Origin of the sequence: Mycobacterium sp. (genome assembly GCF_047975165.1) — a bacterium.
GTDB lineage: Bacteria > Actinomycetota > Actinomycetes > Mycobacteriales > Mycobacteriaceae > Mycobacterium.
Genome location: NZ_JBKECZ010000098.1, coordinates 1 through 26,525, shown reverse-complemented (window position 1 = coordinate 26,525; position 26,525 = coordinate 1). Strand labels below are relative to the sequence as shown.

The following is a 26,525-nucleotide window of genomic DNA, read 5'->3' as shown; positions in this document are numbered from 1 at the left end:
TCGCGGCTACTTCGACACCTGCAGCGCCGCAATCACATCTTCCACTATCTCCGCGGAAGCCCGGTCGCCGATGGGCGTTGACGCCAGGAAGATGGTCACCGGTTCGGTGTCGACCGCGATGATGGTGACGGCATCGCCCTCCACCCCTTTGCTGGTGTCACCGATGGTGATCTCGGCATCGACTCGGGCTGCCTCGACCCCGTCGACGGTGGTGGACGAAGTCTCCTTTGTGCCCAGCGTCGGCGATGCCATGTTGTACCCGGGGCCGTTGGCAACGCAGTCCATCAGCTTCGATGCCTGCGCCGCGACGTCCATACCGGGTACGAAGTTCGTGATGGCGACCTCGACCTGCATCATCCATTGGCTGGCATCAGGCACTGCCTGGGCGAGTCCGACCGCGTCGATAAGGTTGGGGTTCTGGTCGTCCGGATACGGCATCCATCCGGGTGCCTTGCTGATCGGGAAGGACAGTTTGCCCGCGCTGAGCATGTCGCCGTCGGGTTGATCGCCCCCGGAGACATTGGGTGTGCAGCCGGTGGCGGTCTGCTCGCCACTGCCCGGCCCCACCGGCCCCATGGTCGTGGTCGGTGACGGACCGGCCGAGTCGGTTCCCCTGTTGAGGATGGTCACCATGATCACCACCAGGGCGATGATGCCTACCAGCGCAACGGCCGGGAGGATCAACCACGGCAGCTTCGAATTCCGGTTCGGTGGTGGGCCAGCAGGGTAGGGCCCGGCCGGCCAGGCACCCGGGGCTTCCTGGCCGGGTTGGGGGTACTGCTGCTGGTAGCCGGGCGGGGGCTGCCGGGGGTCGTGACCCGGCCCGGAGCCGTAGGGTCCGGGCGGTGGGTACGCCGAGGGGTCGTAGGCGCCGGGCGGTGGATACGGATGGGGGACGCTCTGGGGTTGCGTCGGCGGCTGGTCCTGCGGCTGGCCGCCCCAATACGGTTGTTGCCCATAGGGGTTCGATCCGTAAGGGTCTTGGCCGTAGGGGCCGCCGGGAGGCGTTGTCATTTGCTGAACCACTTCCGTTTTCGTTGTCCACCCCGTGCGAGGCGGCCATTCAACCGCGCTGCCGGGGTCATTCTTGCCCGGTGATCCCGACTTCCGTACGCCCTAGTCGATCGGTTCGACCTTGGCCATGGCCAACACGTCCAGGCGGCGGTCCAACTCCGCCTCCGACAGCTTGTCGCCGATCAGGCCGCGGTCGATGACGGTCTGCCGGATCGTCTTGCGCTCCTTGAGGGCCTGCTTGGCCACCGCGGCGGCCTCCTCGTAGCCGATGGCCGAATTCAACGGAGTGACGATCGACGGCGAGGATTCCGCCAGCTCCCGCAGGTGCTCGACGTTGGCCACCAGACCCACGACGCAGCGCTGGGCGAACAGCCGGGACACGTTGGTCAGCAACGTGAACGATTCGAGGATGTTGCGGGCCATCATCGGGATGTAGACGTTCAGCTCGAAGGCGCCACTCGCCCCACCCCAGGCCACCGCCGCATCATTGCCGATCACCTGTGCGGCCACCTGGGTAACCGCCTCGGGAAGAACAGGATTGACCTTTCCCGGCATGATCGAGCTGCCGGGTTGCAGATCGGGCAACCGGATTTCGGCCAGGCCGGTCAGCGGGCCCGAACCCATCCACCGGACGTCGTTGGCGATCTTTGTCAGCGACACCGCGATGGTGCGCAGCGCGCCTGACGCCTCAACCAATCCGTCCCGGGCCGCCTGTGCTTCGAAAGAGTTGGCAGCCGTACGTAATTCGGCGATACCGGTCGCGGTAACCAGTGCCGCGACCACCTTGACGCCGAAGTCGTCTGGGGCATTGAGCCCGGTGCCGACGGCGGTGCCGCCGATGGCCAACTCGCCGAGCCGGGGCAGGCACGCGCGCACCCGTTCGATACCCGCCTCGATCTGGCGGGCGTACCCGCTGAACTCCTGCCCCAGTGTCACCGGGACCGCGTCCATCAGGTGGGTGCGGCCCGACTTCACCACCGTGTGCCACTGGAGTGCCTTGGCCAGCAACGCATCCTGCAGCACCTGCAGCGCCGGGATCAGATGACTCACCGCGGCCTCGGTGGCGGCGATGTGGGTTGCCGTGGGAAACGTGTCGTTGGACGATTGCGACATGTTGACGTCGTCGTTGGGGTGCACCGCGACGCCATTGGCGGCGGCGATACTGGCGATCACCTCGTTGGTGTTCATATTCGAACTGGTGCCGGACCCGGTCTGGAAGACATCGATGGGGAACTGGTCGTCGTGCTTGCCGTCGGCGATCTCGGCGGCCGCGGCGATGATGGCATCGGCCTTATCGGCTGCCAGCAACCCGAGGTCCCGGTTGACCTGCGCGCAGGCCCCTTTCAGCAGACCCAGGGCGCGGATCTGGGTGCGTTCCAGCCCGCGTCCGGAGATCGGGAAGTTCTCGACTGCACGCTGGGTTTGTGCGCGCCACAACGCTTTTGCCGGTACCCGGACCTCGCCCATGGTGTCGTGTTCGATGCGGTAGTCGCCGTCTGCGGCGCCATTGTCGGCGGTGTCGGGCATGTGTCTGGCTTCCTTGTTCGTCGGTGTCGGTCGGGTTTCAGGCGCCTGCGGTTACGGCAGGGGATAGGCGGCTTCGGTATCGCCGGTGAAGTCGATAGCCGAGTACTCGTTGAGCTTGGACAGCCGGTGATAGGCCTCGATCATGCGTACCGTGCCCGACTTGGACCGCATCACGATCGACTGGGTGGTGCAGCCACCGGGCTGGTAGCGCACACCTTTGAGCAGATCGCCGTCGGTGACGCCGGTGGCGCAGAAGAACACGTTCTCGCCCGACACCAGGTCCCGGGTGGTCAGTATCTGATCCAGGTCGTAGCCGGCGTCGAGCGCCTTGCGGCGTTCGGCTTCGTCCGTGGGCGCCAGTTGGGCCTGGATGGCACCGCCCATGCACCGGATGGCGGCTGCGGTGATGATGCCCTCCGGGGTGCCGCCGATCCCGGCCAGCATGTCGGTGCCCGAATGGGGCCGGCACGCCGAGATCGCTCCCGCGACATCGCCGTCGGTGATCAGGCGGATCCGGGCACCGGTGGCGCGCGCGTCCTGGATCAGCTGGGCGTGCCTGGGCCGGTCCAGGATGCACACCGTCATGTCGCGCAGTGACAATCCCTTGACCTTTGCCACCGCGCGAACGTTCTCTCCTATCGGCGCGGTGATGTCCAGGACGTGCGCGGCTTCGGGCCCGACGGCGATCTTGTTCATGTAGAACACCGCCGACGGGTCGAACATGGTGCCGCGATCGGCCACCGCGAGCACCGAGATGGCATTGGGCATTCCCTTGCTCATCAGCGTGGTGCCGTCGATGGGGTCGACGGCGAAGTCGCATTCCGGGCCGTCCCCGTTGCCGACTTCTTCGCCGTTGTAGAGCATCGGCGCTTCGTCCTTCTCGCCCTCGCCGATCACCACCACACCGTGCATCGACACCGAATTCACCAGCTGGCGGATCGCGTCGACGGCGGCGGCGTCACCGCCCTCCTTGTCGCCGCGGCCGACCCAGCGGCCCGCGGCCATCGCTCCGGCCTCGGTGACGCGCACGAGTTCCATTGCCAGGTTGCGGTCCGGGGTCTCGCCGCGCAGCGGAGTCCCGCGCGCCGGGTCGGAACTCGCGGTGGCCGTCGGCGAGGGGCCGGGTCCGTGCGGCGCGGTCATCGGCCGGATTCGTCCTTCATGGTTCGGAATTGTCCCAGAAGCACCGGAGTCGGCTGGAGCTGGGATACTCGGGGAGTGACCGCCGAGCCGCAACCGACCCCCAGGCCCGCCAAGCCGCGGGTGCTTCAGGACGGCCGCGACATGTTCTGGTCGCTGATACCGCTGGTGATCGGCTGCATTCTGCTGGCCGGCATGGTCGGGATGTGCTCGATCGCCCCGGGCGGGACAAATCGGGGGACGGTGCCGTCCTATGACGCGGCCAAGGCCCTGCGGGCGGACGCCGCGACGTTCGGATTCCCGCTCCGGATCCCGAGCCTGCCGGCCGGTTGGCAACCCAATTCCGGCAGCCGGGGCGGCATCGAAGGTGGGCGTACCGATGCGGCGGCCGAAGAACACCTGCACGCTGTCACCTCGACAGTCGGCTACATCAGCCCCACGGGGCAGTACCTGGGCCTGACGCAGAGCAATGCCGACGAAGACAAGCTGGTGGGCTCGATTCACCCGGGGATGTACCCGACCGGGGCGGTCGATGTGGCAGGCATCACCTGGGTCGTCTACGAAGGCGCCGATGCCGACGGTGCGTTCGAGCCGGTGTGGACCACCCGCCTGGCGAGCGCGGTCGGCCCCACTCAACTCGCGATCACCGGGGCGGGCACTCCCGACCAGTTCCGCACGCTTGCCGAATCGACGCAGTCCCAGCCGCCGCTACCGGCGAAATAACCGACAAGACGACAGAAAGGCGCGAATGTGAGTGCACCCGAGGCGGACCTGTCGGGATGGTCGCCCGCACCGTTCACCGGCGCCGGCTACACCTACGACGTCTACCGCAAGGGCTCGGGACCGGGGGTGGTGCTGATCCCCGAGATGCCCGGCATCCATCCGGGCGTTCTGGCCCTGGGGAATCACCTGGTGGACAGTGGTTTCACGGTGGTCATTCCGTCGCTGTTCGGACAGCCGGGCCGGCCGGTGTCGGCGGGCTATCTCGCCACGTCGCTCGGCCGCGGGTGTGTGACGAAGGAATTCGCGGCCATGGCGACCAACAAGCAGCGCCCGGTGTCGCTGTTCCTGCGTGCGCTGGCCCGCGACCTGAATGCCTCGACGCCGGGGAAAGGTGTCGGGGTCATCGGCCAGTGTTTCACCGGCGGATTCGCGTTGGCCGCGGCCGTCGACGACAGCGTATTGGCGCCGGTGCTGAGCCAGCCGTCGGTTCCGTTGCCGCTGACCGCGAAGCAGCGCCGCGACCCGGGCCTCAGTGAATCCGAACTCAGCGTGGTCGCAGGCCGTTGCGCCGACGACGGCCTGTGTGCCCTGGGGTTGCGGTTCAGCGAGGACAAGACGGCTCCGCGCGAGCGGTTCGCGACCCTCAAGCAGCGTCTCGGCGACGCGTTCGAGGTGATCGAGATCGACTCGGGCCGCGGCAACGAACACGGTTTCGGCCGCATGGCGCACTCGGTGCTCACCGAAGAGGTTCGTGAGGTCGACGGCCATCCGGCGTATGAGGCGCGTAAGCGGGTGGTCGAGTTCCTCGCCCAGCGGCTGACCTAAGCGTCTGTTTCCGCGGTCTCGGGGGGCGCATCCGGGGTCGGCTCCTCGGCTGGTCGTCTGCGCCATTTGCCGCGCGCGGGCTTCGGGTCGCTCCGGTCGATGGTGGGCATGTCGGAGCCCTTGTACACCGCCAGGTAGACCTCGATCGTGGTGACGATGACGATCATCAGCACTGGGCCGATGACGATGCCCCACGGCCCGAACATCGCAATGCCGGCGAACACCGACAGCAGCATCAGCGCGGAGTTCAGCCGGGCCTCCCGCGGCACCAGGATCGGTCGCAGGAAGTTGTCGATGTTGGTGACCACCACCAGGTGGAAGAGCACCACGAACACCCCGCCGGGGATATTGCCGAAGAACATCATGCCGATGCCGAACGGGATGGTGACGACTCCACCGCCCAGCGGGATGATCGACAGTGCGGTCAGCAGTATCGCGAAGATGAAGAAGGCTTGGTGAAATCCCGCGAGGTAGATCGACGCGGCGCCGGCGACACCCTGGCAGAAGGCGATGACGAACTGGCCGCTCACGGTGCCCCGCACCATCGACCCCATCTTGTGCAGGTAGAGATCGGTGACGTGTTCGCCCAGCGGGTTGAGTTTGCCGACCAGCGTTCGTAGCTTCCCCTGGTTGACCAACATCGCGAGGAACACGTACAGGAAGATGATTGCCGAGGTGATGAGGCCGGCAAGGCTGCCCGCGGTGTCCTGCAGGAGCCCCAGCAGCCAGTGCCCGACGTTTTGCGAAGTCGAGATGATCGCATCGCGCAGCGATTCCGCGGTGACCTCGACGTGCAGGAACGGCAACCGGCCCAGCAGGTCGTTGACCACGTGCAGAGTCTTGTCGCCGAGGGTGCTCAGGTCGGTCGACCGAACCCACTCGGAGACGGAGTCGATCATCCGGGAGATCTGTACTGTGGCCAACCCCACCAGCGCACTGACCGGCACGATCACGATGACCACCGCCGACAGCAACGTGGCGGTGGCCGACAGCCCGGTGTTGAGGCGTTTGCCGAACCAGTTGAACAACGGGGTGAACAGGTAGGCCCCGACCGCGGCCATCACGATCAGGACGAAGTACGGCCGCAGGAAGTACGCGCCGAACAGCAGTGCGACGCCGGTGCAGAACGCCAGGGCACGCTTCTGGGCTGGGGTGAATTCGTGGGTGACCTCGCGGGTGAATTCGTGGGTGCCTTCGTTCTCCATGCCCGGTGCCAGCCGTCCCTCTGCGTTGGTGTTGCGCGCTCCGTAACCTTAAAGGTTCGGGGGCGCACGTGGCTCCCTGCGCGATTGGGGTCTGGCCTCAGCTTGGTAGGAGGAACAGCGTGAGTGTGGTCGAGACGACCTACGGGCCGGTCCGCGGTGTCAATTTGGCCTCGGGAGTGCACAGCGCCGCGGGCCGGACAGTGGAGCAGGTGACCGTGTGGAAGGGCATTCGGTATGCCGCCCCGCCGGTTGGCGACCTGCGTTTCCGCTCCCCGCAACCACCGCAGCCGTGGACCGAGATTGCCGACACAACCGCCTACGGGCCGGCCTGTCCGCAGCCGGTGGTGGCCAGGATGCCACTCGACCTGGGGGCTGGCCAGAGTGAGGACTGCCTTTGGATGAACATCTGGGCGCCGGTCGGCACCGAGCCCGGAGTGGCGAAGCCGGTGATGGTGTGGCTGCACGGCGGCGCGTACGTCCTGGGCGCGGCCAGCCAGCCGCTCTACGACGGCCGCAACCTCGCCGGTTTCGGAAACGCGATCGTGGTCACCGTCAACTACCGGCTCGGTGCGTTCGGATTCCTGGACTTGTCGTCGGTCGGCTCGGGACAGGGGCGTTTCGATTCCAATATCGGGCTACGCGACGCGTTGGCCGCACTGCACTGGGTTCGCGAGAACATCGCGGCCTTCGGCGGCGATCCCGGCAACGTCACGCTGTTCGGTGAGTCCGCCGGCGCCGGGATGGTCACGACATTGCTGGCCTGCCCGGCCGCCGGGGGCCTGTTCGCCCGCGCGATCGCGCAGAGCTCACCGGCCACCTCGGTCTACGACCGGGATCGGGCCCGCCGGGTTACCTTGACGGTTCTGCAGAAGCTGGGAATCGCCGAGTCCGATGCGGACAGGGTGACGGACCTGCCGACTGCGGCGCTGGTCGGGGCCGGCGCGGAAGTCTTCAACGAAGTTCCGGTGCGAAACCCCGGCACGCTTGCCTTCGTGCCCATCGTCGACGGAGATCTGCTGCCCGACTATCCCGTCAAGTTGGCCCAGGAAGGCCGGCTGCTGCCGGTCCCGTTGATCATCGGCACCAACAGGAACGAGGCGGCACTGTTCCGGCTGATGCGTTCTCCGCTGATGCCCTATACGCCGAAGGCGATCACGTCGATGTTCACCCAGATCGCCGCTGAACAGCCGGACCTGCAACTGCCGTCGGTGGACGAGATCGGCGCTGCCTATTCGGGACGACGCAAGACGCGAACGCTCAGCATGGCCACCGATGTCGGCTTCCGGATGCCGACGCTGTGGCTGGCCGACGGCCACAGTGCGGTTGCGCCGGTGTACCTGTACCGGTTCGACTACTCGACCCCGATGTTGAAGCTAGCGCTGGTCCGTGCTGCGCATGCGACCGAATTGCCTTATGTGTGGGGCAATCTCGGCGGACCGCAGGACTATTCCCTCAAGCTCGGCGGGGTCAAGACGGCAACGGCTGTGTCGGAGAGGGTGCGTACCCGGTGGGTCAACTTCGCCACCTACGGTGAGCCCGACGGATTGCCCGGGCAGCCGTCCTGGCCGCGACATGGGGAGCCCGGTCACGCCTGCCTGGTGATCGACAAGCACGAGGCCGTCGCGTCCGGGGTCGATGCCGGGATCCGCGAGGCATGGGGCGGGGAGATGGTCAGCTTCCGTTAGCCGTCGCACCCAGCCGGCTGCCCGCAGCGCCGACGAATCAGGCTTCGGCCTTCATCTTGTTGAACAGTTCGACGTAGTACGGCAGGCATTCGGCCATTGCCTGTTCGGTGGTGAACAGCGGTTCGTAGCCGAGGTCGCGGCGTGCCTTGTCGATCGAGAAATAATTGTTGATGGCCACCCGCTCGATGGCCGTGGGCTCAAGAATCGGTTCGGGAATTCCGAACCGGAAGTGCAGGCGTTGCCACGCGGTCATCGCCGCGCGTACCGGGGCAGCGGGAACTCGGAGCTTGGGCCATTTTTCGCCGCAGGCCTCCACCACGGGGCGGGCGAACTCGAACATGTTGATCGGTTCGCCGTCGTTGATGAAGTACGCCTGCCCGGGTGCGGTGCCGCCGGGCACCAGGTGCTCACCGGCCAGAATGAAGCCGTGGATCAGGTTGTGCACGTAGGAGTTGTCCAGCTTGGCCGACTCGGGGCCGACGAGAACCTTGGTGTGCCCCTTGATGACGCTCTCGAAGAGCTTTCGGAACATCGTCTGGTCGCCGGTGCCCCAGATGCCACTTGGCCGGATCGAGCAGGTGAGCATCCCGTCGACGCCGTTCTCTGCCAGGACGTACTTTTCGGCGGCCACCTTGGTTTCGGTGTAGAGGTCGTTGAACCGGGTGGTGTAGGGCATCGTCTCGTCGCCGTTGGCGATGTTCTGTCCGCCCATCACCACACTGTTGGATGCGGTGTAGACGAACCGCTTGACGCCGGCCCTGCGCCCGGCGGTGACCAGGTTCTCGGTCCCGCCGACGTTGACCGAGAAACTGCGCTGCCGGTACTCCTCGGTGACCGAGGCGCCGCCCATCAGTTCGATGATCGCCGCGGTGTGGATGATCGTATCCATGCCCTCCACAGCCGCCGCGCACACGGCCGCATCGGTGATGTCGCCCTGCAGGACGTCCAACTTCCGGTGCTTGGGCAGCGGAGACGGGGCCCGGTCGAAGGAGCGGACGCGATGACCCCGGTCCAATAACGTCCGGACCAAGTTGGCGCCGACGAAGCCAGAGCCGCCGGTGACAAGGACGCTGCCGAGTTCTGTTGTCTGCGACGTATCAGCCACGTCGGGGAGTATAACTGAAACGTGTTCTAGTTTGAAATATGGATCCGACTGATGATCGGGCGGGCCCGGGCCCGGGCCGGGGCCGGGCCGGACATGGCCGGGCGAGGGCCGGTCACCCCTCGGCCTCGCCAGCGGCCAGGGTGTCGGCAACACGCTTATGAGCACCGGCCAGGTGCTCTTCGCATCTCTTGGCCAGCTTCTCGCCCCGTTCCCACAGCTGCAGCGACGCATCGAGGTCGAGTCCGCCCTCTTCCAGGCGCCGCACGACGTCGATCAACTCGTCCCGGCAGCGTTCGTAGCCGAGTTCACTAATGGGAGTAGTAGTGCCGCCGTCGGGGCCGGGTGCGTCGGGGTCGGGTGCGTCGTCGAGCGCGTCGGGGTCGGAGTCAGTGCCCATCGATGTGTCCTTCGCTCACCGCCGCGATCACGCCGTCACCGACCCGCACCCGCAGCCTGGTGCCCGCGGGGGCGTCGTGCACCGATCGCAGCACCGTGTTGGTCGGGGCCGCAACTTGTACCACGGCGTAGCCACGGGCCAGCGTCGCCGCGGGGCCCAGGGCGGCCAGCCGTGCGGCCAGGTGGTTGACCCGTTCGGATTCTCCGTCGAGTAGGCGGGTGATGTCACGGCGCAGTCCGGACCGGGCGCGCCGGACCTCCTCGCCGCGTGCGGTGAGCATTCGCAGCGGGTCGGCCAGCACCGGGCGGCTGCGCAGCTGGGCCAGTGCGCGCTGTTCCCGGGAGACCCAACTGCGCAGCGCCCGGGTCTTGCGCCGACGCAACTCGTCGAGCAAACGTTGTTCGGCCGCCGCATCGGGCACTACCCTCTTGGCCGCGTCGGTGGGAGTGGCGGCCCGCAGGTCGGCGACCAAGTCACAGAGGGGATTGTCGGGTTCGTGCCCGACCGCGCTGATCACCGGGGTGCGACAGGCCGAGATCGCGCGGCACAGCGTCTCGTCGGAAAAGGGCAGCAGGTCTTCCACGCTGCCGCCCCCGCGAGCCAGCACGATCACGTCGACCTCGGGGTGCTCGTCGAGTTCGCGCAATGCGTGCACGATCTGCGGGACGGCGTTGGAGCCCTGCACGGCGGCGTGCCGGATGGCGAACCGGACCGCCGGCCAGCGCGCGGTTGCCACCGTCGTCACATCTCGTTCGGCGTGGCTGGCCCGACTCGAAATCAACCCGATCATGGTGGGCAGGAACGGAATCGGTCGTTTGAGCCCGGGATCGAAAAGTCCCTCGGCAGCCAGCAGCCGGCGCAGTCGTTCGATCCGGGCCAGCAGCTCGCCGACGCCGACTGCCCGGATCTCGCTGATCCGCAGGGAGAACGTACCGCGGCCGGTGTAGAAGGACGGCTTGCCGCACACCACGACCCGAGTTCCTTCGGTCAACTTCACCGGCGCCCGTCGTACCAGGTCACGCGAGCACATCACCGGAATCGACATGTCGGCTGCCGGATCGCGCAGCACCATGAACACGATTCCGGCGTTGGGCCGCATGGTGATCTGGGTCAGCTGGCCCTCGACCCACACGGTGCCCAGTCGCTCGATCCAGCCCTGGACCCGGATGGCGACCGCCCGCACCGGGAACGGGTTCTCCGCCGAGTTCGGCGAGGCTGCCGACGGCGAGATGTCGGTCACTTCGCCGACGCGCGGGTGATCCTGTTGGTCAGCAGCGTCTGAAACGGGGCGCGGGCCTTGGTGGCCAGCTCGTAGGCCAGCAGGTCCTCGAGTTCGGGGACGCCCAGCGACTGCAGCCGGGCCCGCAGCTGCGCCAAGGTCAGCTGCGCGTAGTCCAGCCTGGCCGCCACGGCCGGCTCGGATGCGGCCGCAGCGTCCTGGGCTGCCTGCTGGTCTGCGGGCCCGGCCGGGGAATCGGCGGTGTCGGGGACCGAGTACAGCGCGAAGCGACCTTCCGCGCGGCGGTCGCCGTCGCCACCTTCGGCCACCGGGGATTCCCCCGGGCTGCCGCCGTCCCCGGCTTCCAGATCCTCGTCGAATGTCGCCCATTCGGGCTGGTCGTCCTTGGGTGGGAACAGCGACTCCAGCGTGGCGTCACCCTTTATCGCCATCTCGGCAAGATTCTGCTGAAAGCGCATGACGATCTGGGCGGCCTGGGATGCCAGCGTCATCGGGTACATCAGGATGTTCCGCGGGAGCTTGATCGTCTCCTCGACGGCGACTGTGGCTGCGCCGACCAGCAGCCGGAATCCGTACGGTGCAGTAGCCATGAATCCCAGACTGCCTTAAGCGGCGGCCAACGCCAAGCTGAGCGCGCGGAGGATCCCGGGAACGCATGGATACCGTCGCGAAATGGCACGCTCCGGGCAGCGGAAAGTACCCTGAACCCCATGGGGCCCACCGTCGACATGGGGATACCGGGTGCTTCGGGCTCGGTCGCCGGGTCGTCGGCGGGTACCGCCAACCGCAAGCGGGTCCTGCTCGCCGAGCCGCGCGGTTACTGCGCCGGTGTGGACCGGGCGGTGGAGACGGTCGAACGCGCGCTGGAACGCCACGGCGCACCGGTCTATGTGCGGCACGAGATCGTGCACAACCGCCACGTGGTGGACACCCTGGCCAAGGCCGGTGCGGTATTCGTCCAGGACACCGACGAGGTGCCGCGGGGTGCCATCGTCGTCTTCTCGGCCCACGGTGTCGCGCCCACGGTGTATGCCGACGCGGCAGATCGCAATCTGCGCACCATCGACGCGACATGCCCCTTGGTGACCAAGGTGCACAACGAGGCCAAGCGGTTCGCCCGCGCCGACTATGACATTCTGCTGATCGGCCACGATGGTCACGAGGAAGTCATCGGGACCGCCGGTGAGGCTCCCGACCACGTCCAGCTGGTCGACGGGGTCGAATCCGTCGAGCATGTCCGGGTGCGCGACGAGGACAAGGTGGTCTGGCTGTCGCAGACCACCCTATCCGTGGACGAGACCATGGAGATCGTCGAACGTTTGCGCCAACGCTTTCCGAACCTGCAGGACCCGCCCAGCGACGACATCTGCTACGCCACCCAGAACCGCCAGGTCGCGGTCAAGGCGATGGCGCCGGAGTGTGAGCTGGTGATCGTGGTGGGGTCCCGTAATTCGTCGAACTCGGTGCGGTTGGTCGAGGTGGCGCTGGGTGCGGGATCCCGTGCGGCGCACCTGGTCGACTGGGCCGACGACATCGATCCGGCGTGGCTGGAGGATGTTCGTACCATCGGTGTGACATCGGGTGCGTCCGTTCCGGAGGTGTTGGTTCGAGGCGTGCTGGAGCGGCTGGCCGAATACGGCTACGACCTGGTGCAGCCGGTGACGACGGCCAACGAGACGCTGGTGTTCGCCTTGCCGCGAGAGATCCGTCCGGCCCGCTCGCGCGATTAGGCCGCGGTGCGGGCGCCGGTCATTCCCGGTACTGGGAGGGGGGCCGCCGTGGTGGCTGCGGGCCCGTGCGCGGGTCGCGGCGGGGTTGGTCGCGGGGGTCGGTTCGCGACTCGCCTGGCGGAGTTTGTCGGCGATAGCGCACCCGCGGATCCGGGTCGGCGCCGTTGGCCCCGGATGGCGCCGGGTTGCGGTACTGCGGCTCGTAGGCCTGGTTGGGTTCGTAGGCCTCGTTGGGCGGCCGGGGCCGGTACCGTGGGCGGGGCTCGTACCCCCGGCGCTGGTCGCGCTGGTCGCGCTGGTCCCGGGGGTCGCGCGGGTTGCGGGGGTCGCGCGGATCGTAGTTGCGGCTGCCTTCTTCGCGGCCCAACGCTCGGCCTTCGTGCCGGCCGTGGCGTTCGCCGCGCCCGGGTTGCTCGTGTTGCTCATAGGGCTCGTACTGGTCGAACCGGCTGTTGCGACGCTCCTGTCGCCCGTGCGTCCGGTCGTAGGAGTCCTCGTGGGCAGTGCGACGCGGGTCTCGGCGCGGGTCCCTGCGGGGGTCTCTCGACGGTGGGGTACCGCGATCGGGTTCGCCCTGGCGGCGACGGCGCGGTCGCCGGTCGGCGGGGTCGTAGCCGGACGGGTCCCGTGCCGGCACCGGGCTTCGGCGGGTGGTGCGACGCGGGCGTTCGGGTTCGGATGTTTCATCCGGTCGCGGGCGACGAGGGTAGCCGCGGGGCGGTGGCGGTGCGGAACGGCCGTCGCTCCCGGGGGGCCTGCGGGTTGGCGCGGTGCGGCTCCTGCCGTGACTCGGTCTGCGGTCCGGGCCGCGGGTCCGGCCGTCGTCGGGAGCGGTGACATCGGCCAGCAGCGCACGAGCCTGGGCGACCAATCCGCGGATTACCCTGCCGAAGCTGCTCCCCGAAGTGGTTGGCGAGATGGTGCCGGCAGCCGGTTCCCGTCCCTGCACTGCGGCCTTGCCGGTATCACCGGTTGCCGGTGCCGGGCCAATCTGCCTGCCGAAGTACCACCGGATCAATCCGATGAACAACACACCACCCGCAGCGCCCAGCATCAGTGGGAAACGCTCGATCAGCGGATAGCCGCAATTGATCAGCAGATCCTTCAGCCTGTCGGTCTTGGCTCCGTGAAAAAGCCAGTAGGCGCCGGGGACCGCACAGAACAGGATCAGCGGCGGCTGAATGACAGCGGTGAACAGCGCCGCCTGCCGTACCGCCAGGACCGCCGCCAGGCAGCCGGCGACGTAACAGAGGGCGAAAACCTCGCCCAATTCCTTCTGGCCGGATTCGAGCACGCCCCCGACGGCGGTCGCTCCGGCGGCGACCAGCACCGCCGCCCACCACGGCACGCCCGGCACGGTGGGAATTATCGAGTGGCGGCCCTTGTCCACCACCGATATTTCCCGCTGCGCTGACACACGTTGACCGTACCGGCAATCAGGTCAACGACTCCCAGACGGTTGGGCCCCGGCGGATGGCGCGCCCCGTACACTTGGCTTCCCGTGAGCCTGAGCCTGGGAATCGTCGGTTTACCCAACGTCGGCAAGTCGACCCTCTTCAACGCGCTGACGCGAAACAACGTGGTGGCCGCCAACTACCCGTTCGCGACCATCGAGCCGAACGAGGGTGTGGTGTCCCTGCCCGATCCGCGGCTGGAGAAGCTGGCCGGAATCTTCGGGTCCGAGCGCGTCATTGCCGCACCGGTGACATTCGTCGATATCGCCGGCCTGGTCCAGGGCGCTTCGGAAGGGGCCGGGCTGGGCAACAAGTTCCTGGCCCATATCCGCGAATGCGATGCGATCTGCCAGGTGGTGCGCGTGTTCGCGGATGACGATGTCACCCATGTCTCGGGCAAGGTCGACCCCCGGTCCGACATCGAGATCGTCGAAACCGAACTGATCCTGGCCGATCTGCAGACACTGGAACGCGCGCTGCCACGTCTGGAGAAGGAAGCTCGCACGAACAGGGACCGCAAACCGCTGCTGGACACGGCACAGGCGGCGCAACAGGTACTCGACAGCGGTAGCACGTTGTTCGCCTCCGGCACCGACACCACGCTGCTGCGTGAGCTGAACCTGCTGACGATCAAACCGTTCCTGTATGTGTTCAACGCCGACGAACCGGTGCTGACCGACGCCGCACGGATCGCCGAGCTACGCGAACTGGTCGCACCCGCGGATGCCGTATTTTTGGATGCCGCAATAGAATCCGAATTGATCGAACTCGACGACGAGTCCGCCGCGGAGCTGCTGGAGTCGATCGGGCAGACCGAACGGGGCCTGGATGCCCTCGCGCGGGCTGGTTTTCACACTCTGAAGCTCCAGACCTACCTGACTGCCGGCCCGAAGGAAGCCCGGGCCTGGGTTATCCATCGGGGGGACACCGCCCCGAGGGCCGCCGGGGTGATCCACACCGACTTCGAGAAGGGATTCATCAAGGCCGAGATCGTATCCTTCGACGACTTGATCGCCGCCGGTTCGATGACCGCTGCCAAGGCCGCCGGCAAGGTGCGGATGGAAGGCAAGGACTACGTGATGGCCGACGGCGATGTGGTGGAGTTTCGCCACGGGCCGGTCTCCGGAGGGAGGGCCACCGGCCGGTAGTCACCGCGCCGGCCGACGCAGTGGTGACCGGGTGAGCATTCGGCGCCGGTCGGCGCCGGCGCATCGACAACGAAATCGCCGCTGGTGTCGATCCACGAACGGCTAGGCAGGACCGCCCGCGCCGCCGGCGCCGCCGGTGGCGCTGCCCATGCCGCCGGCGCCACTGGACGCGTTGCCACCTTTCCCACCGCCGGGGCCGTGGCCGTTGCCGGCGTCGGCGTCGCCGCCGTTGCCGCCGTTGGCGTTGCCGCCCTGTTGGCCGTTGTCGCCTAGGCCGTTGCCGCCGGTGCCGCCAGCGCCACCGTCGAAGCCCGCGGCCCCGTTACCGCCTGCGCCGCCTTTGCCGCCGGTGGCGGCACCGCCGTTGCCGCCTGCGCCGCCCGCACCGGCAGCGCCGTCGCCGCCTGCGCCGCCTTTGCCGGCAGTGGCATGACCGCCCTCGGAGCCCGATAGTGTGCCGCCGCCGACGGCGTTGCCGCCGGCGCCGCCTGCGCCGCCGGTGGCGCCGTCGCCGCCGTCGCCGCCTTTGCCAGCCGTGGCGTTGCCGCCGGAAGTGCTGAAGGTATTGCCGCCGCCCTTCGCCTGGCCGCCCTCGCCTCCATTGCCGCCGTTGCCGTCGAGGGCGCCTGCGCCGCCTGCGCCGCCTGCGCCGCCGTCGCCGCCATGGCCGGCCTCGGCGTTGGTACCGGCGCCCACGCTCTGACCGTTGGCCGAGCCGCCGGCACCGCCGTTGCCGCCGTCGCCGCCGTTGCCACTGGCGCCTGTTTGGCTGAACAGTAGGCCGCGTTGGCCGGGGTGTCGCCGGTCTACTCGATCGGGTTCGATCTGGACCTGAGTTCGGACATTTTGCCTAGCCTCGATTTTTCGCGCCGGTGAGGTTCAGGGGCTGTGAGTCGGTCGCGAGCGTAACGTGGCTGCGATTTTGCGCTCGGGATTTCGCCCTGGCGTTACGCTCGCGAGCAAGCAGGTTGAATCGCCCCGGAGCGATGCACCGCCGCCGATCACCCGGCGCTCATTGACGCCGCGATCGCCTCGGTCCCGGGCTGGTGGCGCCACAACCTTCTGACCACCATCGACGGTGCCGGTGTCAGCCACGCTGTCGTGGACTACCTGGAGAACCTGGCTGCCCGGCCGGGGTGTCGCCGGTCTACTCGGTCGGGTTCGATCTGGACGAACGTGCACGGGCCGCGATCGGGTGTGTGCCCGCCGCCGGCTGGTCCGCTAACCCGCGGACCCCCGTATCCACTCAACCCCCGAAAGGAGCAAACCACACACCGGGCCCAAGGAACTCGGCGTCACCGCACGACACGCCTCGACACCGGCTACCCGGACCCCGGAAATCAAGATCAACACGTGAACTCAGCAGCCGCCAAGGTAGAAGCCCTACCGCTGTGGATTTTTGAGGTATGCCATGCAAATATTGCTATTGCCGACTTCGGGCAGATGAAATCCCAGTACACAAGGCTGCAATGAGATTCAACATCGTTTGCTGATAAATTTACAATTTCGGTTATTTTGCAACTGTTCCTCTTCGTATATTGGTCCGTTACATAATTGGAGTACGGCGATAATTCGATCATTTGGATGATCAGCGTGATGAGTGCCACAAATATTTGATATCACCATCCTATATTCGGTAGCGTTCCTGCCCATGATTGCACTTGCATCGCTGTTAGCGCTCGTTAATCAGGTTTCCGGGACGCCCTACATTCCAGGTGGAATGACTCCCGCAGGGACCGACTGCTCGGGATTGGCTTCGTGGGTGGCAAACGCTGCGAGCGAACGGCCGGTTTTCGCCAGTAGGTTCAATACCGGAAACGAAGAGGCCGCTTTGCTGGCCCGTGGCTTCCAGTACGGCACCGCGCCGAACGCGGTGGTGATCGGATGGAACGGCGGCCACACCGCGGTGACCCTGCCCGATGGGACTCCGGTCTCCAGCGGCGAGGGCGGCGGTGTCCGAATCGGCGGTGCTGGCGCCTACCAGCGGGGCTTCACCCACCATATGTTCCTGCCGGTGGACGACTTGGCCGTGGAAGACCTGGCCGACGACGACCTGCCCGCGCCCGACGAGTCAGTCATGTTGGTGGACGACATCGAACCGGCCCCTGAGCCAGCTCCCGAAGAGGCCGTGTTCGAACCGGTTATTGAGGACGCTCCGGTTGTCGACGAGGTGCCGGTCGACGAGGACGCGCCGGTCGACGAGCCCGAAATGATGGACGCCTGACAATAATTGTTCCGGTGTGATCCGACCGTCGAATTGAATTTGCGGTGCAGGTCACACTTGGTCCTGATGTAACCGCAACCACACCCTTCAGCCGTATTTGTGACGCGACTCACAAATACGGCCGGAGTGTGGTTTGCGTTGAATTAATCCCCGACTCGAAGGCTCGAAACTATCGTATCCTTGCGGCGTGATCCGCCGATGATATTTATAGTCGCCAAGTTCGAGACGAAACCCGAGTGGACCCTGCGCTGGCCGGAGCTCGTCGCGCCGTTCACCGAGGCCACCAGGGCCGAAACGGGCAATCTGTGGTTCGAATGGTCACGCAGCCTGGACAACCCGGCCGAATACGTCTTGGTTGAGGCGTTCCACGACGACGCCGCCGGAAACCTGCACGTCAACAGCGATCATTTCAAGAAAGCGATGGCTGAGTTCCCCCAGGCACTGGTTTCAACACCGAAGATCCTCAGCCAGACGGTGGATGTGACCGGATGGTCCGAGCTTGGGGAGATGACGGTCGACTAGCGCCTACCCCGGTTCGTCGCCCACAACGGTGATCTCCTTGCCCAGCTGGTAGCCCGATACCAGCGGCAACGAATCACCGCTCCAGAACCTGCCAGGATCGAACCAGTTGGTGTCCTTGTCGGTGACCAGCAATCCCATTTCCTCGTAGGTGGCCGCGACCGTCTCCGCGCAGTATGCCGTTCCGAGGCCCATTTTGCGATGCTCCTCCCGGCGATGCTCGGTGTAGTCGCGAACCTTGCGTTCCACGACCGGGATTCCCCGGAACCAGTCGTTGAGGGTGGGCAACTGTCCGCGCAGCCAGCGGCCCGTCAGCCGGGTGGTGGTGGGGAACGCGGTCCCGCTCATTCGCGCGATCACCTGCAGCAACTCGTTCTCCTGTTTGCGGTTGGCATACGGGGTCAGCTGGCGCAGCCAGCAGCGCTGGTGGTAGCGGTTCGTCCACTGCAGGAATACCTGGCGGGCGTCGTTGAGCTGGACGCCTCGGTGATTCGTGCCGGTCCACATGTCGACCAGCTTGTGGCCCAGTTCGGCATGCCAGATCAACGGGGGCAGATCGTCGAGCGCCACAGTCATGCCGACGTGGTTCACCGGCGCGTTCGTCAGCGTCTGGATGGCACGGTCAGGCCCGGAGCCGCCTCGAAAGAGCCAGAGGTCGCCGGTTCGCGTCTCGTTGAGTGCTTGGTCCAAGGTGAGCGTGCTCGAGTCCACTACAGCACTCTATGTAACCTCGCCGGGATAGCCTGTGCTGATGCGCAACATTTGGAAGTGGGTCGGGTTGGCCGGCGCGGCGGGTGTCGTTGCCGGCGGTGCGCTCGTGGTGCGCGACCAGCGGAAACGTCAGGCCTACACACCTGACGAGATTCGCGCGCGGCTGCACGAGCGGTTGGCCGAATCCGACGCTCAGAGCTTTCGGGGCAGATCGGGCTCCGCTTCGGCGTCCACCGCGAACAACCGGTAGCTTCCGGTGAAGCCTTTCAACTCGACGTCCCGGCCATCGTCGAATCCGATGTCATCGCAGTCGCGCACGGCATCCCGCACCGGCTCGCTCACCAGGATCTGACCTCCGACGGCCTGGCCGGCGACGCGGGCCGCCATCGCCACATTGCGACCGAACAGATCGTCGCCGCGACGTACCGAGCGGCCGAGGTGGATGCCGATCCGGACTCGAATCGCTGTGCGCCGCTTGCGTTGTGAATCGACTCGCAATTGCTGCTGAATAGCCATGCTGCAGCGCACCGCCTCTTCGGCTCGGGCAAAGGCGATCATGAAGCCGTCGCCTTGACTTTTCACCACGTATCCGGCGTGCTGTTGGACGAACCGGCTCACCAGGTGGTCGTGCGCGCTGATCAGCTTGACCCAGGCCCGGTCTCCGATCCGTTCGTTGAGGGCGGTGGACTCCTCGATGTCGGAGAAGACAATCACCACGCGCCCGTCGGGGGCGATACGGTCCAGGTCGGGAAGTTCGACCTCGGCCCAATCGGCCAGATCCTCGATCGAGTTGCGTACCACCGCGCCGAACCCCTTTTGACGCATCAGATTGGCGGTGTTCCACACCGTTTTGACGGCTTCCCGGCCACCGGACATCAGCCGATTCCGGGCATCGAGCTGCTCCCGGAGTTCCGCTGACTCGGCGCGGCTGCGGTTGTAGAGCCACCAGAGCGCCGCGACGCCACCGGCTTCGGCTACCGCAAGGCCGGTCACGACATACAACGCGATGTGCAGCGAGTCGCTCATGCTGACCATCCTGGCAGGGAGCTGCACGGTGGTTGGCCTGCCCTGTCAACGGTGTCTACGGTTGGTGTGGCGCGGCCGGTGAGCCTGCCGCCCCGTCGGACACGAAGGAGACACCATGCAGCTTGGCATGATCGGTCTGGGCCGGATGGGCGCCAACATCGTCCGTCGCCTGGTCGCCGACGGGCACGAATGCGTGGTCTACGACCACGACCCCGATGCGGTGACCGCGATGGCCGGAGAAGACCAAACCACCGGCGTCTCTTCCCCGCAGGAGATGCGCGATCGGTTGACCGCCCCCCGGGTCGTCTGGGTGATGGTGCCCGCGGGCGGCATCACCACCGGTGTCATCGACGAACTCGCGGTCACCCTAGAGCCCGGCGACATCGTGATCGACGGCGGCAACTCCTACTACCGTGATGACATCAAGCATTCGAAGATATTGTCCGAGAAAGGTATTCATTTACTCGACTGCGGCACCAGCGGCGGGGTGTGGGGTCGGGAACGGGGCTACTGCCTGATGATCGGCGGTGACGCGGACGCGTTCGCGCACGCCGAACCCATCTTCGCCACCGTGGCCCCCGGAGTCGACGCCGCACCGCGGACACCCGGGCGCCAGGGTGAAATCACCCCCGCCGAACGCGGCTATCTGCACTGCGGGCCATCCGGGGCGGGCCACTTCGTCAAGATGGTGCACAACGGTATCGAGTACGGGATGATGGCCTCGCTGGCCGAAGGGCTGAACATCCTGCGCAACGCCGATGTCGGCACACGTGTCGTGGCGGGTGACGCCGAGACCGCTCCGCTGTCCAACCCGGAGTACTACCGGTACAACCTGGACATCCCCGACATCGCCGAGGTGTGGCGCCGGGGCAGCGTGATCGGCTCGTGGCTGCTCGACCTCACCGCGATCGCCCTGCACGATTCGCCCGAACTGCACGAGTTCTCCGGCCGGGTCTCCGATTCCGGTGAGGGCCGCTGGACGTCCATCGCGGCGATCGACGAAGGTGTGCCCGCACCGGTGCTGACGACGGCCCTGCAATCCCGGTTCGCTTCACGCGACCTCGACGACTTCGCCAACAAGGCGCTCTCGGCGATGCGCAAGCAATTCGGCGGCCACGCCGAGAAGCCCGCGAACTAGGCTGCCGGACTCGCCGAACTCACCGAGAGTGAATTTCGCGACGCATCGACGGCGTGTCGCGTCGGGTAGTTCACGGTCGGCACGTCGAGGGCAGCAGGCGCCGCCGGCCCGGCCGGCCGGATACGGTGGACGGTGCGAGGAGCACATGGCAAAAGGGGAGTCGCGTTGGCCGAACCGCAGTGGATCGACGTCGAGGGCCCCAACGGTGACCTCAAGGCGCTGACCTGGGGGTCGCCGGGTGATCCGATCGCCTTGTGTCTGCACGGTTTCCCCGACACCGCCTACGGTTGGCGCAAAATCGCTCCGCGACTGGCCGAGTCCGGCTGGCGGGTCGTGGCGCCGTTCATGCGCGGATACGCGCCGTCGTCGATCCCGGTCGACGGCAGCTATCACATCGGCGCGTTGATGGACGACGCGTTGCGGGTGCGGTCGGCGGCGGGCGGAACCGAACGCGACGTGGTGATCGGCCACGACTGGGGTGCGATCGCCGCCGCCGGGCTGGCCGCTCTACCCGAGGCGCCGTTCGCCAAGGCGGTGATCATGTCGGTGCCGCCCCCCGGAGCGTTTCGCCCGCTGGGTCGGGTGCCCGACCGCGGCCGGCTGGCGTGGCAGATACCTCGACAGCTGCTGCGCAGCTGGTACATCAGCTATTTCCAGGTGCCCTGGCTCCCCGAGCGGTCGGCATCCTGGGTGGTTCCGCTGCTGTGGCGGCGCTGGTCGCCGGGCTACCGCTGCGATGAGGACCTGCGCCACGTCGACGCCGCGATCGGGACGCCGCAGAGTTGGCGGGCGGCCCTGGGGCCCTACCGCGCCACCATCGGCAACACCCGCCCCCCGGCGCGATACGCCGAGTTGCACCGGTACTGGACGCGGGCGCCGAAATTATCCAGCCTGTACCTGCACGGCGAAGACGACGGCTGTATGACGTCGGCCTTCGCCAGCTGGGTCGAACCGGTGCTGCCGCCGGGCAGCGAAGTGGCGCTGATCCCGCGCGCGGGCCACTTTCTGCAGCTCGAACAACCGGCGACGATCGCCGAGCTGGTCCTGGATTTCATCGGTTCACCGGGCTGACACTCGCCGCATGCACCCGATGGCCGCCGTCGACGCGCAGTTCTACTGGATGTCGGCCAAAGTCCCCAACGATGAGTTCCTGCTCTACGCATTCGACGGCGCACCGGCCGATCTCGGTGACGTCTTCGAACAGATTCGTCGCCGCGCGCGGGCCTGCCCGGACCTTGCGGTGCGGGTTGCCGACGATTGCCCGGCCCGCTACCCGCGGTGGGTGCCGACGGACGTCGGGCCCGGCTGCGTTGTCCGCCGCGACCTGGCCGCCACCGGTTGGGACGGTTGCCTGGCCGCGGTGGCCGGTCTGGCAGAGGGCCAACTCGATGCCCGCCGGTTGCCTTGGCAGCTGCACGTCTTCACCCCGGTGCATGGCGTTCCGTGCACGTCGGGACCGGGCACCGTCGCCGTGCTGCAGGTCGCCCACGCGCTGGGCGACGGAGTGCGGGCGTCGGCGATGGCGGCGCGGCTGTTCGGCAGGCCGAGCCCGGTGCCCGCGGCGGTTCCTTCGCGGGCGGGGCGGCTGCCGCGGCGGGCAGTCGCGGCGGCCCGCGCCCACCGGCGGTTCGTCGCCGACACCGAGGCGGGCCGAGTCCCTGCGCCGCTGGGGACGCGCCCGCCCTTGCCCACCAACACCAGGCCCGAGTGTGTGCGCGCAGTTCGCACCCTGGTGCGCGACAGATCCCAATTGTGCGGCCCCACGGTGACCGTCGCCGTCTTGGCGGCGGTGGGCAGTGCGCTGCGTGAATTGTTCGGCGACTCCGCCGATACGTTGGGTGCCGAGGTGCCGATGACCAAACCGGGTGTGCGACAAGCTAATAACCATTTCGCCAATGCGGTGGTCGGGCTGTACCCGGGCGATGCCGACCGGTTGCGGCGGATCGAGACTGATCTGGCAAATGCCCGGCGCCGCCTGGCGCACCCTGCCGGCCGCGCGGCCGATCAAGCGTTCGCCGCAATGCCAGCGGCGCTATTGCGTTGGGGGGTATCCCGATTCGACACCGACGTCCGCCCGGTGCAGGTGGCCGGAAACACGGTCGTGTCGAGCGTGCACCGGGGGCCCGCCGATCTGAGGTTCGGTGGTGCTCCAGTGGTATTGACGTGTGGGTATCCGGCGTTGTCACCGGCGATGGGCCTGACGCACGGCGTGCACGGCATCGGTGACACCGTAGCGATCAGCGTGCATGCCGCGGAATCGGCGCTGCCCGATCCGAACGCCTATGTGCGGCTGCTCGATGCCGCGCTGTAGCCGTTCGGCCCGCCGTCAGCCGGCGTCGCCGGACCGGGCGGCCTCCTCCCGGGTCAGGCCGGCGGCCAGGATCAGCTCCTCGTGCAACTCGAACCACACGGTGTGGTAGGAGTCGATGAGGGGCCTGGTCAGCCAGGCGAGCTCGCCGACCTTCACCCGATTCAGCGCCGCGGTCAACTTCCTCGGGTAGGCGGCCAGACGCGGCAGTTGCACGGTGACCGTGGTGATGATCGGCAGCACTCGCCGGTGCACATCGTCCAGACGGGCCAGCACCGTGGCGTCATAGTCGCTGTCGTCGTGGTTGTTCGGCTGGTTGTCCCGCAACTGCCAGTCGGTGACCACCGACTTGAAATCGGTGTTCACCGAACGGAACTCGTCGTAGACAACGGCCAATGCGGCCGCATCGGCGGTCTCCCGCTCCGCGGTCAGCAACTCTGCGAGCCGGGCGCGGCCGTCGGGTGAAATCCGGATGGCGGGGCCGTCGACGAGTAATCCCGCAGCGGCGAGTCGCGCCACCACCGGCGTGATGTCGGCAACGCTTTCGGCAACCGTCGCCGCCAGGTCTGCCCGGGTCAGCCTCCCCTTCAACCGGACCGCCTGCAGGACCGCGAGGTCGTCGGCGTCCGGGTTCGGTGGAACAACCGGAGTGCCGGGACTGCGGGATTCGTCGGTCATCATCCATCGCTTCCGCGGTGCGGGGAGTCGTTCCCCAGTGTTTCCAGGCGTAGCGCGACCAGCATGGCAATCAGGGGCGCCTCCGACACCACGTCGGTCTGTCCGGAGGCCATGGCCTGGCGCACCGCTGCTTCGGAGTGTTCGTCCAGACGCGGGTAGGCCCCGGTGACATGGGCCCGCAGCGGACTGAATTGCATTGCGAGGTCGGTGAGTTCGCGCAGTTCGGGCGAATCGTCCTGCGACCATGCGGTCAACGGCAGGATGCCCTGACGCACTTCGCCCGTGTACCCGTCGACGGTGATCTCGCGGCCGGCCAGTGTCGCGGCCACCCCGTTTCCGCAGCCCACCACGGCAGGCTTGCCCAGCTCGCGGCTGACCACGGCGGCATGGCTGGCAGCGCCACCGACTTCGGTGACGATGCCCTGGGCGGCCAGCATGCCCTGGACATCCTCGGGCCGGGTGTACTCGCGCACCAGGATGACCGGTTCGCCGCGGCCGGCCGCGTCCAGGGCCTGATCCAAATCGGTGTGGGCCATACCGGAAGCCACCCCCGGACAGGCCGACAACCCGGTGGCCAACAGCTCCGCGGCCAACCGGGTTTCCGGCGCGAGCACCGGCTTCAGCAGCGCCTCGAAATCCACCGACGCCACCCGCCGCAGCGTCTCGATGTCATCGATGAGGCCTTCGCGGCGAAGGTCCAGGGCCAACCGCACCGCGGCCGTCGCCGACCGTTCGGCCGGCCGGGTTTGCAGCAGCCAGAGCTTGCCGTCCTCGACGGTGAATTCGATCTCCTGGACGTCGCCGTGCAGCCGTTCGAGGCCGCGGGCGGCAGCCATCAACTCGTCGTAGACGCGGGGTTGCGCAGTTCGCAGCGCTGAGATCGGCTCGACCTCGACCAGCCCGGAAACAACGTCGTCACCCTGGCCATTGGGCAGCCAGTCGCCGAACACCTGGTCGGCTCCGGTGATCGGGTTGCGCGACGACACCACCCCGGCTCCGGAGTTGGCCACCCGATTGCCGAACACCATGGCCTGCACCACCACCGCCGTCCCGGCTTGTGCGTCGAGGCCGTGATGATTGCGATAGGCGACGGCGCGCGCCGAGTTCCACGAAGCGAACACGGCGTGGATACTCGCGCGCAACTGCTCGTAGGGATCTTCGGGTGGGTGGGAGCCGTCGTCGGAAAGGACGCCGCGATACCTGCTTGCGAAACGCCTGCGAGTGTCTTTCGCGAACCGGGGGGTGACCGACGCCGCGAGAGCCTGTTCGACGGCATCGTTGATGCCCACATCGAGAATCGTGTCCATCATGCCGGGCATCGAATGGGCGGCTCCCGAACGCACGCTGAGCAACAGTGGCCGCGGGCCGCGCCCGAACGTCCGCAAGGTCTGTTCCTCCAGCCGAGCCAGCTGGTCGAGGACCGCGGCCCAAACGGCGTCGAGCGCGGGTCCGGGCTCGACGAGGAACCAGGCTCCGATATCGGTACTGATGCAGAACGCCGGTGGCACGGGCAGGTTGTGCCGGTGCATCGCGTCGATTCCCAGGCCCTTGCTCCCCAGCATTTCGCGCGGGTGGTTCCCCCTGCCGTCCAGTGCTACCACCGCGATGCGCGGGAGGCCTGGGCCTGCGGCGCGGTGTTGCGCGGCGCGAGCCATGCGGCATCCCCTCGTCGGCGAGCAGTCCGATGGGCAGATCGGTGTGTGCTCCGGCTGGCGCCGCAGCGCCCGCAATGGTCCCACACGGGTAGCCGGACGCCGTGGTGTGGCATTGGAGCCGGCGGCGATGGTCTAATTTTGACCGTATGACTGCCTTCGAGGCCGGTGTGCTGATGCTGCGGCTGGTACTCGGCCTGACCCTGGCCGCGCACGGTTTGAACAAATTCTTCGGCGGCGGCCGGATTCCCGGCACGGCGCTCTGGTTCGAGAGCATCGGAATGAAACCTGGAAAGTTCCACGCCACCCTGGCGGCCGGCACCGAAATTGCCGCCGGGCTGGGGTTGGCCCTCGGGTTGCTCACACCGATTCCGGCGGCGGGATTCGTATCGCTGATGGTCGTTGCGGTCTGGACCGTGCACCGTCACAACGGCTTCTTCATCGTCAACGAGGGCTGGGAGTACAACCTGGTCCTGGCGGTGAGTGCGGTCGCGGTTGCGACGCTGGGGCCTGGCAAGCACAGCCTGGATCACCTGATCTTCGGCGACGCGTTGTGGTCGACCGGCTGGTCCGGTCTGGGCCTTTCCTTGGGGCTGGGACTCGCCGGTGCGATCGGTCAGCTCCTGGTCTTCTACCGGCCGCCGGCGACGCGGGCCGGCTGACGAAATCGGCTCCTCCGTGCTGGGTATCGCGCGTCCAATCTTGGAGAAATCTGCGGGGTTCCTGTGAAACTACTGAATATCCAACCCGGCGGCCTGATTTTCAGGAAGAGTGGCCTATATAGCACCTGTCATGTGTCATGGAAGGTGAGCATTGTCGACGGAGTGGGGTTGTGATGTTTGATTTTGCCTGGTTGCCGCCGGAGGTTAATTCGGCGCGGATTTTTGCTGGGGCGGGGTCGGGTCCGTTGCATGCTGCTGCGGCGGCGTGGGAGGGTTTGGCGGCGGATCTGGCGACGTCGGCGAGTTCGTTCGATGCGGTGATCGTGGGGTTGGCCAGTGGGCCGTGGGCGGGGCCGGCGTCGGCGGCGATGGCTGCGGCGGGTGCCCCGTATGTGGGGTGGCTCAGTGATGCGG

At 67.2% G+C, this 26,525-nt stretch carries 27 protein-coding genes; 13 read left to right on the top strand and 14 right to left on the bottom strand.

The features are described 5' to 3' along the window. Positions 1–6 precede the first annotated feature (6 nt). The 3 genes from ACK5M9_RS10235 to glpX all read right to left on the bottom strand — a co-directional run bounded on the left by ACK5M9_RS10235 (position 7) and on the right by glpX (position 3,684). Positions 7–1,014, bottom strand: coding sequence for a hypothetical protein (locus ACK5M9_RS10235; RefSeq protein WP_416893061.1), 1,008 nt, complete (start codon positions 1,012–1,014; stop codon positions 7–9). Positions 1,015–1,116: 102 nt separating this feature from the next. Beyond that, positions 1,117–2,541 carry a class II fumarate hydratase gene (locus ACK5M9_RS10230; protein ID WP_416893060.1) on the bottom strand — a complete coding sequence of 475 codons (1,425 nt, stop codon included), beginning with the start codon at positions 2,539–2,541 and terminating at the stop codon, positions 1,117–1,119. A gap of 51 nt (positions 2,542–2,592) precedes the next feature. Next, positions 2,593–3,684, bottom strand: a complete 1,092-nt coding sequence (gene glpX / locus ACK5M9_RS10225; protein ID WP_416893059.1) for a class II fructose-bisphosphatase — start codon at positions 3,682–3,684, stop codon at positions 2,593–2,595. A 75-nt stretch (positions 3,685–3,759) separates the two neighbouring features. On the opposite strand from glpX, the gene ACK5M9_RS10220 reads away from it, so the two are divergent. Both ACK5M9_RS10220 and ACK5M9_RS10215 read left to right on the top strand, forming a co-directional pair. Next, positions 3,760–4,404: a DUF4245 domain-containing protein gene (locus ACK5M9_RS10220; protein ID WP_416893058.1), complete on the top strand. Its 645-nt coding sequence runs from the start codon at positions 3,760–3,762 to the stop codon at positions 4,402–4,404. Positions 4,405–4,431: 27 nt separating this feature from the next. Next, positions 4,432–5,229: a dienelactone hydrolase family protein gene (locus ACK5M9_RS10215; RefSeq protein ID WP_416893057.1), complete on the top strand. Its 798-nt coding sequence runs from the start codon at positions 4,432–4,434 to the stop codon at positions 5,227–5,229. Here the strand turns inward: ACK5M9_RS10215 and ACK5M9_RS10210 are convergent. Beyond that, a complete protein-coding gene (locus ACK5M9_RS10210) occupies positions 5,226–6,434 on the bottom strand; it encodes an AI-2E family transporter (protein ID WP_416893056.1) in 1,209 nt (402 codons plus the stop codon). The genes ACK5M9_RS10215 and ACK5M9_RS10210 overlap by 4 nt on opposite strands. Positions 6,435–6,553: 119 nt before the next feature. On the opposite strand from ACK5M9_RS10210, the gene ACK5M9_RS10205 reads away from it, so the two are divergent. Then, positions 6,554–8,119 (top strand): carboxylesterase/lipase family protein, encoded by a 1,566-nt coding sequence (locus ACK5M9_RS10205; RefSeq protein WP_416893055.1) that lies wholly within the window; start codon positions 6,554–6,556, stop codon positions 8,117–8,119. Between the two features lie 37 nt (positions 8,120–8,156). Here ACK5M9_RS10205 and ACK5M9_RS10200 read toward each other — a convergent pair whose 3' ends face one another. The 4 genes from ACK5M9_RS10200 to ACK5M9_RS10185 all read right to left on the bottom strand — a co-directional run bounded on the left by ACK5M9_RS10200 (position 8,157) and on the right by ACK5M9_RS10185 (position 11,451). After that, the gene (locus tag ACK5M9_RS10200; RefSeq protein WP_416893054.1) at positions 8,157–9,224 is read right to left on the bottom strand and encodes an NAD-dependent epimerase/dehydratase family protein; all 1,068 of its coding nucleotides are present in this window, start codon (positions 9,222–9,224) and stop codon (positions 8,157–8,159) included. A 112-nt stretch (positions 9,225–9,336) separates the two neighbouring features. Continuing rightward, a complete protein-coding gene (locus tag ACK5M9_RS10195) occupies positions 9,337–9,621 on the bottom strand; it encodes an exodeoxyribonuclease VII small subunit (protein WP_416893053.1) in 285 nt (94 codons plus the stop codon). Next, positions 9,611–10,852, bottom strand: coding sequence for an exodeoxyribonuclease VII large subunit (xseA, locus tag ACK5M9_RS10190; RefSeq protein ID WP_416893091.1), 1,242 nt, complete (start codon positions 10,850–10,852; stop codon positions 9,611–9,613). Before xseA ends, ACK5M9_RS10195 begins: the two co-directional genes overlap by 11 nt. Positions 10,853–10,857: 5 nt before the next feature. Beyond that, entirely contained in the window at positions 10,858–11,451 is a 594-nt protein-coding gene (locus ACK5M9_RS10185) for a lipid droplet-associated protein (RefSeq protein WP_416893052.1), read from the bottom strand. A 120-nt stretch (positions 11,452–11,571) separates the two neighbouring features. Here ACK5M9_RS10185 and ACK5M9_RS10180 point away from each other — a divergent pair, with 120 nt between their 5' ends. After that, entirely contained in the window at positions 11,572–12,591 is a 1,020-nt protein-coding gene (locus tag ACK5M9_RS10180) for a 4-hydroxy-3-methylbut-2-enyl diphosphate reductase (RefSeq protein ID WP_416893051.1), read from the top strand. 19 nt (positions 12,592–12,610) lie between these two features. On the opposite strand, the gene ACK5M9_RS10175 is transcribed toward ACK5M9_RS10180, so the two are convergent. Further along, positions 12,611–14,008 carry a DUF6542 domain-containing protein gene (locus ACK5M9_RS10175; RefSeq protein ID WP_416893050.1) on the bottom strand — a complete coding sequence of 466 codons (1,398 nt, stop codon included), beginning with the start codon at positions 14,006–14,008 and terminating at the stop codon, positions 12,611–12,613. An 84-nt stretch (positions 14,009–14,092) separates the two neighbouring features. On the opposite strand from ACK5M9_RS10175, the gene ychF reads away from it, so the two are divergent. Then, positions 14,093–15,193: a redox-regulated ATPase YchF gene (ychF, locus tag ACK5M9_RS10170; protein WP_416893049.1), complete on the top strand. Its 1,101-nt coding sequence runs from the start codon at positions 14,093–14,095 to the stop codon at positions 15,191–15,193. Between the two features lie 102 nt (positions 15,194–15,295). Here ychF and ACK5M9_RS10165 read toward each other — a convergent pair whose 3' ends face one another. Beyond that, a complete protein-coding gene (locus ACK5M9_RS10165) occupies positions 15,296–15,889 on the bottom strand; it encodes a hypothetical protein (RefSeq protein WP_416893048.1) in 594 nt (197 codons plus the stop codon). Between the two features lie 955 nt (positions 15,890–16,844). On the opposite strand from ACK5M9_RS10165, the gene ACK5M9_RS10160 reads away from it, so the two are divergent. Further along, positions 16,845–17,417: a peptidoglycan endopeptidase gene (locus tag ACK5M9_RS10160; protein ID WP_416893047.1), complete on the top strand. Its 573-nt coding sequence runs from the start codon at positions 16,845–16,847 to the stop codon at positions 17,415–17,417. Positions 17,418–17,615: 198 nt separating this feature from the next. Then, positions 17,616–17,939 carry a putative quinol monooxygenase gene (locus tag ACK5M9_RS10155; protein ID WP_416893046.1) on the top strand — a complete coding sequence of 108 codons (324 nt, stop codon included), beginning with the start codon at positions 17,616–17,618 and terminating at the stop codon, positions 17,937–17,939. A 3-nt stretch (positions 17,940–17,942) separates the two neighbouring features. Here ACK5M9_RS10155 and ACK5M9_RS10150 read toward each other — a convergent pair whose 3' ends face one another. Next, a complete protein-coding gene (locus tag ACK5M9_RS10150) occupies positions 17,943–18,647 on the bottom strand; it encodes a guanylate cyclase (protein ID WP_416893045.1) in 705 nt (234 codons plus the stop codon). Positions 18,648–18,687: 40 nt separating this feature from the next. Between ACK5M9_RS10150 and ACK5M9_RS10145 the strand changes: the two genes are divergently transcribed. After that, positions 18,688–18,897 carry a hypothetical protein gene (locus ACK5M9_RS10145; protein WP_416893044.1) on the top strand — a complete coding sequence of 70 codons (210 nt, stop codon included), beginning with the start codon at positions 18,688–18,690 and terminating at the stop codon, positions 18,895–18,897. Here ACK5M9_RS10145 and ACK5M9_RS10140 read toward each other — a convergent pair. After that, on the bottom strand, positions 18,840–19,682 hold the full coding sequence (locus ACK5M9_RS10140) for an adenylate/guanylate cyclase domain-containing protein (RefSeq protein WP_416893043.1): 843 nt from the start codon (positions 19,680–19,682) through the stop codon (positions 18,840–18,842). The two genes, ACK5M9_RS10145 and ACK5M9_RS10140, sit on opposite strands and share 58 nt — an antisense overlap. A 106-nt stretch (positions 19,683–19,788) precedes the next feature. Between ACK5M9_RS10140 and gnd the strand changes: the two genes are divergently transcribed. From gnd to ACK5M9_RS10125, 3 genes are all read left to right on the top strand, one after another. After that, positions 19,789–20,811: a phosphogluconate dehydrogenase (NAD(+)-dependent, decarboxylating) gene (gene gnd, locus ACK5M9_RS10135; RefSeq protein WP_416893042.1), complete on the top strand. Its 1,023-nt coding sequence runs from the start codon at positions 19,789–19,791 to the stop codon at positions 20,809–20,811. A 165-nt stretch (positions 20,812–20,976) separates the two neighbouring features. Then, the gene (locus ACK5M9_RS10130; RefSeq protein ID WP_416893041.1) at positions 20,977–21,882 is read left to right on the top strand and encodes an alpha/beta fold hydrolase; all 906 of its coding nucleotides are present in this window, start codon (positions 20,977–20,979) and stop codon (positions 21,880–21,882) included. A gap of 10 nt (positions 21,883–21,892) precedes the next feature. Beyond that, positions 21,893–23,122 carry a WS/DGAT domain-containing protein gene (locus ACK5M9_RS10125; protein WP_416893040.1) on the top strand — a complete coding sequence of 410 codons (1,230 nt, stop codon included), beginning with the start codon at positions 21,893–21,895 and terminating at the stop codon, positions 23,120–23,122. 15 nt (positions 23,123–23,137) lie between these two features. On the opposite strand, the gene ACK5M9_RS10120 is transcribed toward ACK5M9_RS10125, so the two are convergent. Together ACK5M9_RS10120 and ACK5M9_RS10115 are read right to left on the bottom strand one after the other, a co-directional pair. Then, positions 23,138–23,797, bottom strand: a complete 660-nt coding sequence (locus ACK5M9_RS10120; RefSeq protein WP_416893039.1) for a MarR family transcriptional regulator — start codon at positions 23,795–23,797, stop codon at positions 23,138–23,140. After that, positions 23,797–25,452: a pyruvate, phosphate dikinase gene (locus ACK5M9_RS10115; protein WP_416893038.1), complete on the bottom strand. Its 1,656-nt coding sequence runs from the start codon at positions 25,450–25,452 to the stop codon at positions 23,797–23,799. The genes ACK5M9_RS10120 and ACK5M9_RS10115 overlap by 1 nt, the downstream gene beginning before the upstream one ends. 146 nt (positions 25,453–25,598) lie before the next feature. On the opposite strand from ACK5M9_RS10115, the gene ACK5M9_RS10110 reads away from it, so the two are divergent. Then, entirely contained in the window at positions 25,599–26,111 is a 513-nt protein-coding gene (locus ACK5M9_RS10110) for a DoxX family protein (RefSeq protein ID WP_416893037.1), read from the top strand. Between the two features lie 170 nt (positions 26,112–26,281). Further along, on the top strand, positions 26,282–26,525 hold a 244-nt coding region (locus tag ACK5M9_RS10105), incomplete at its 3' end, for a PPE domain-containing protein (RefSeq protein ID WP_416891243.1).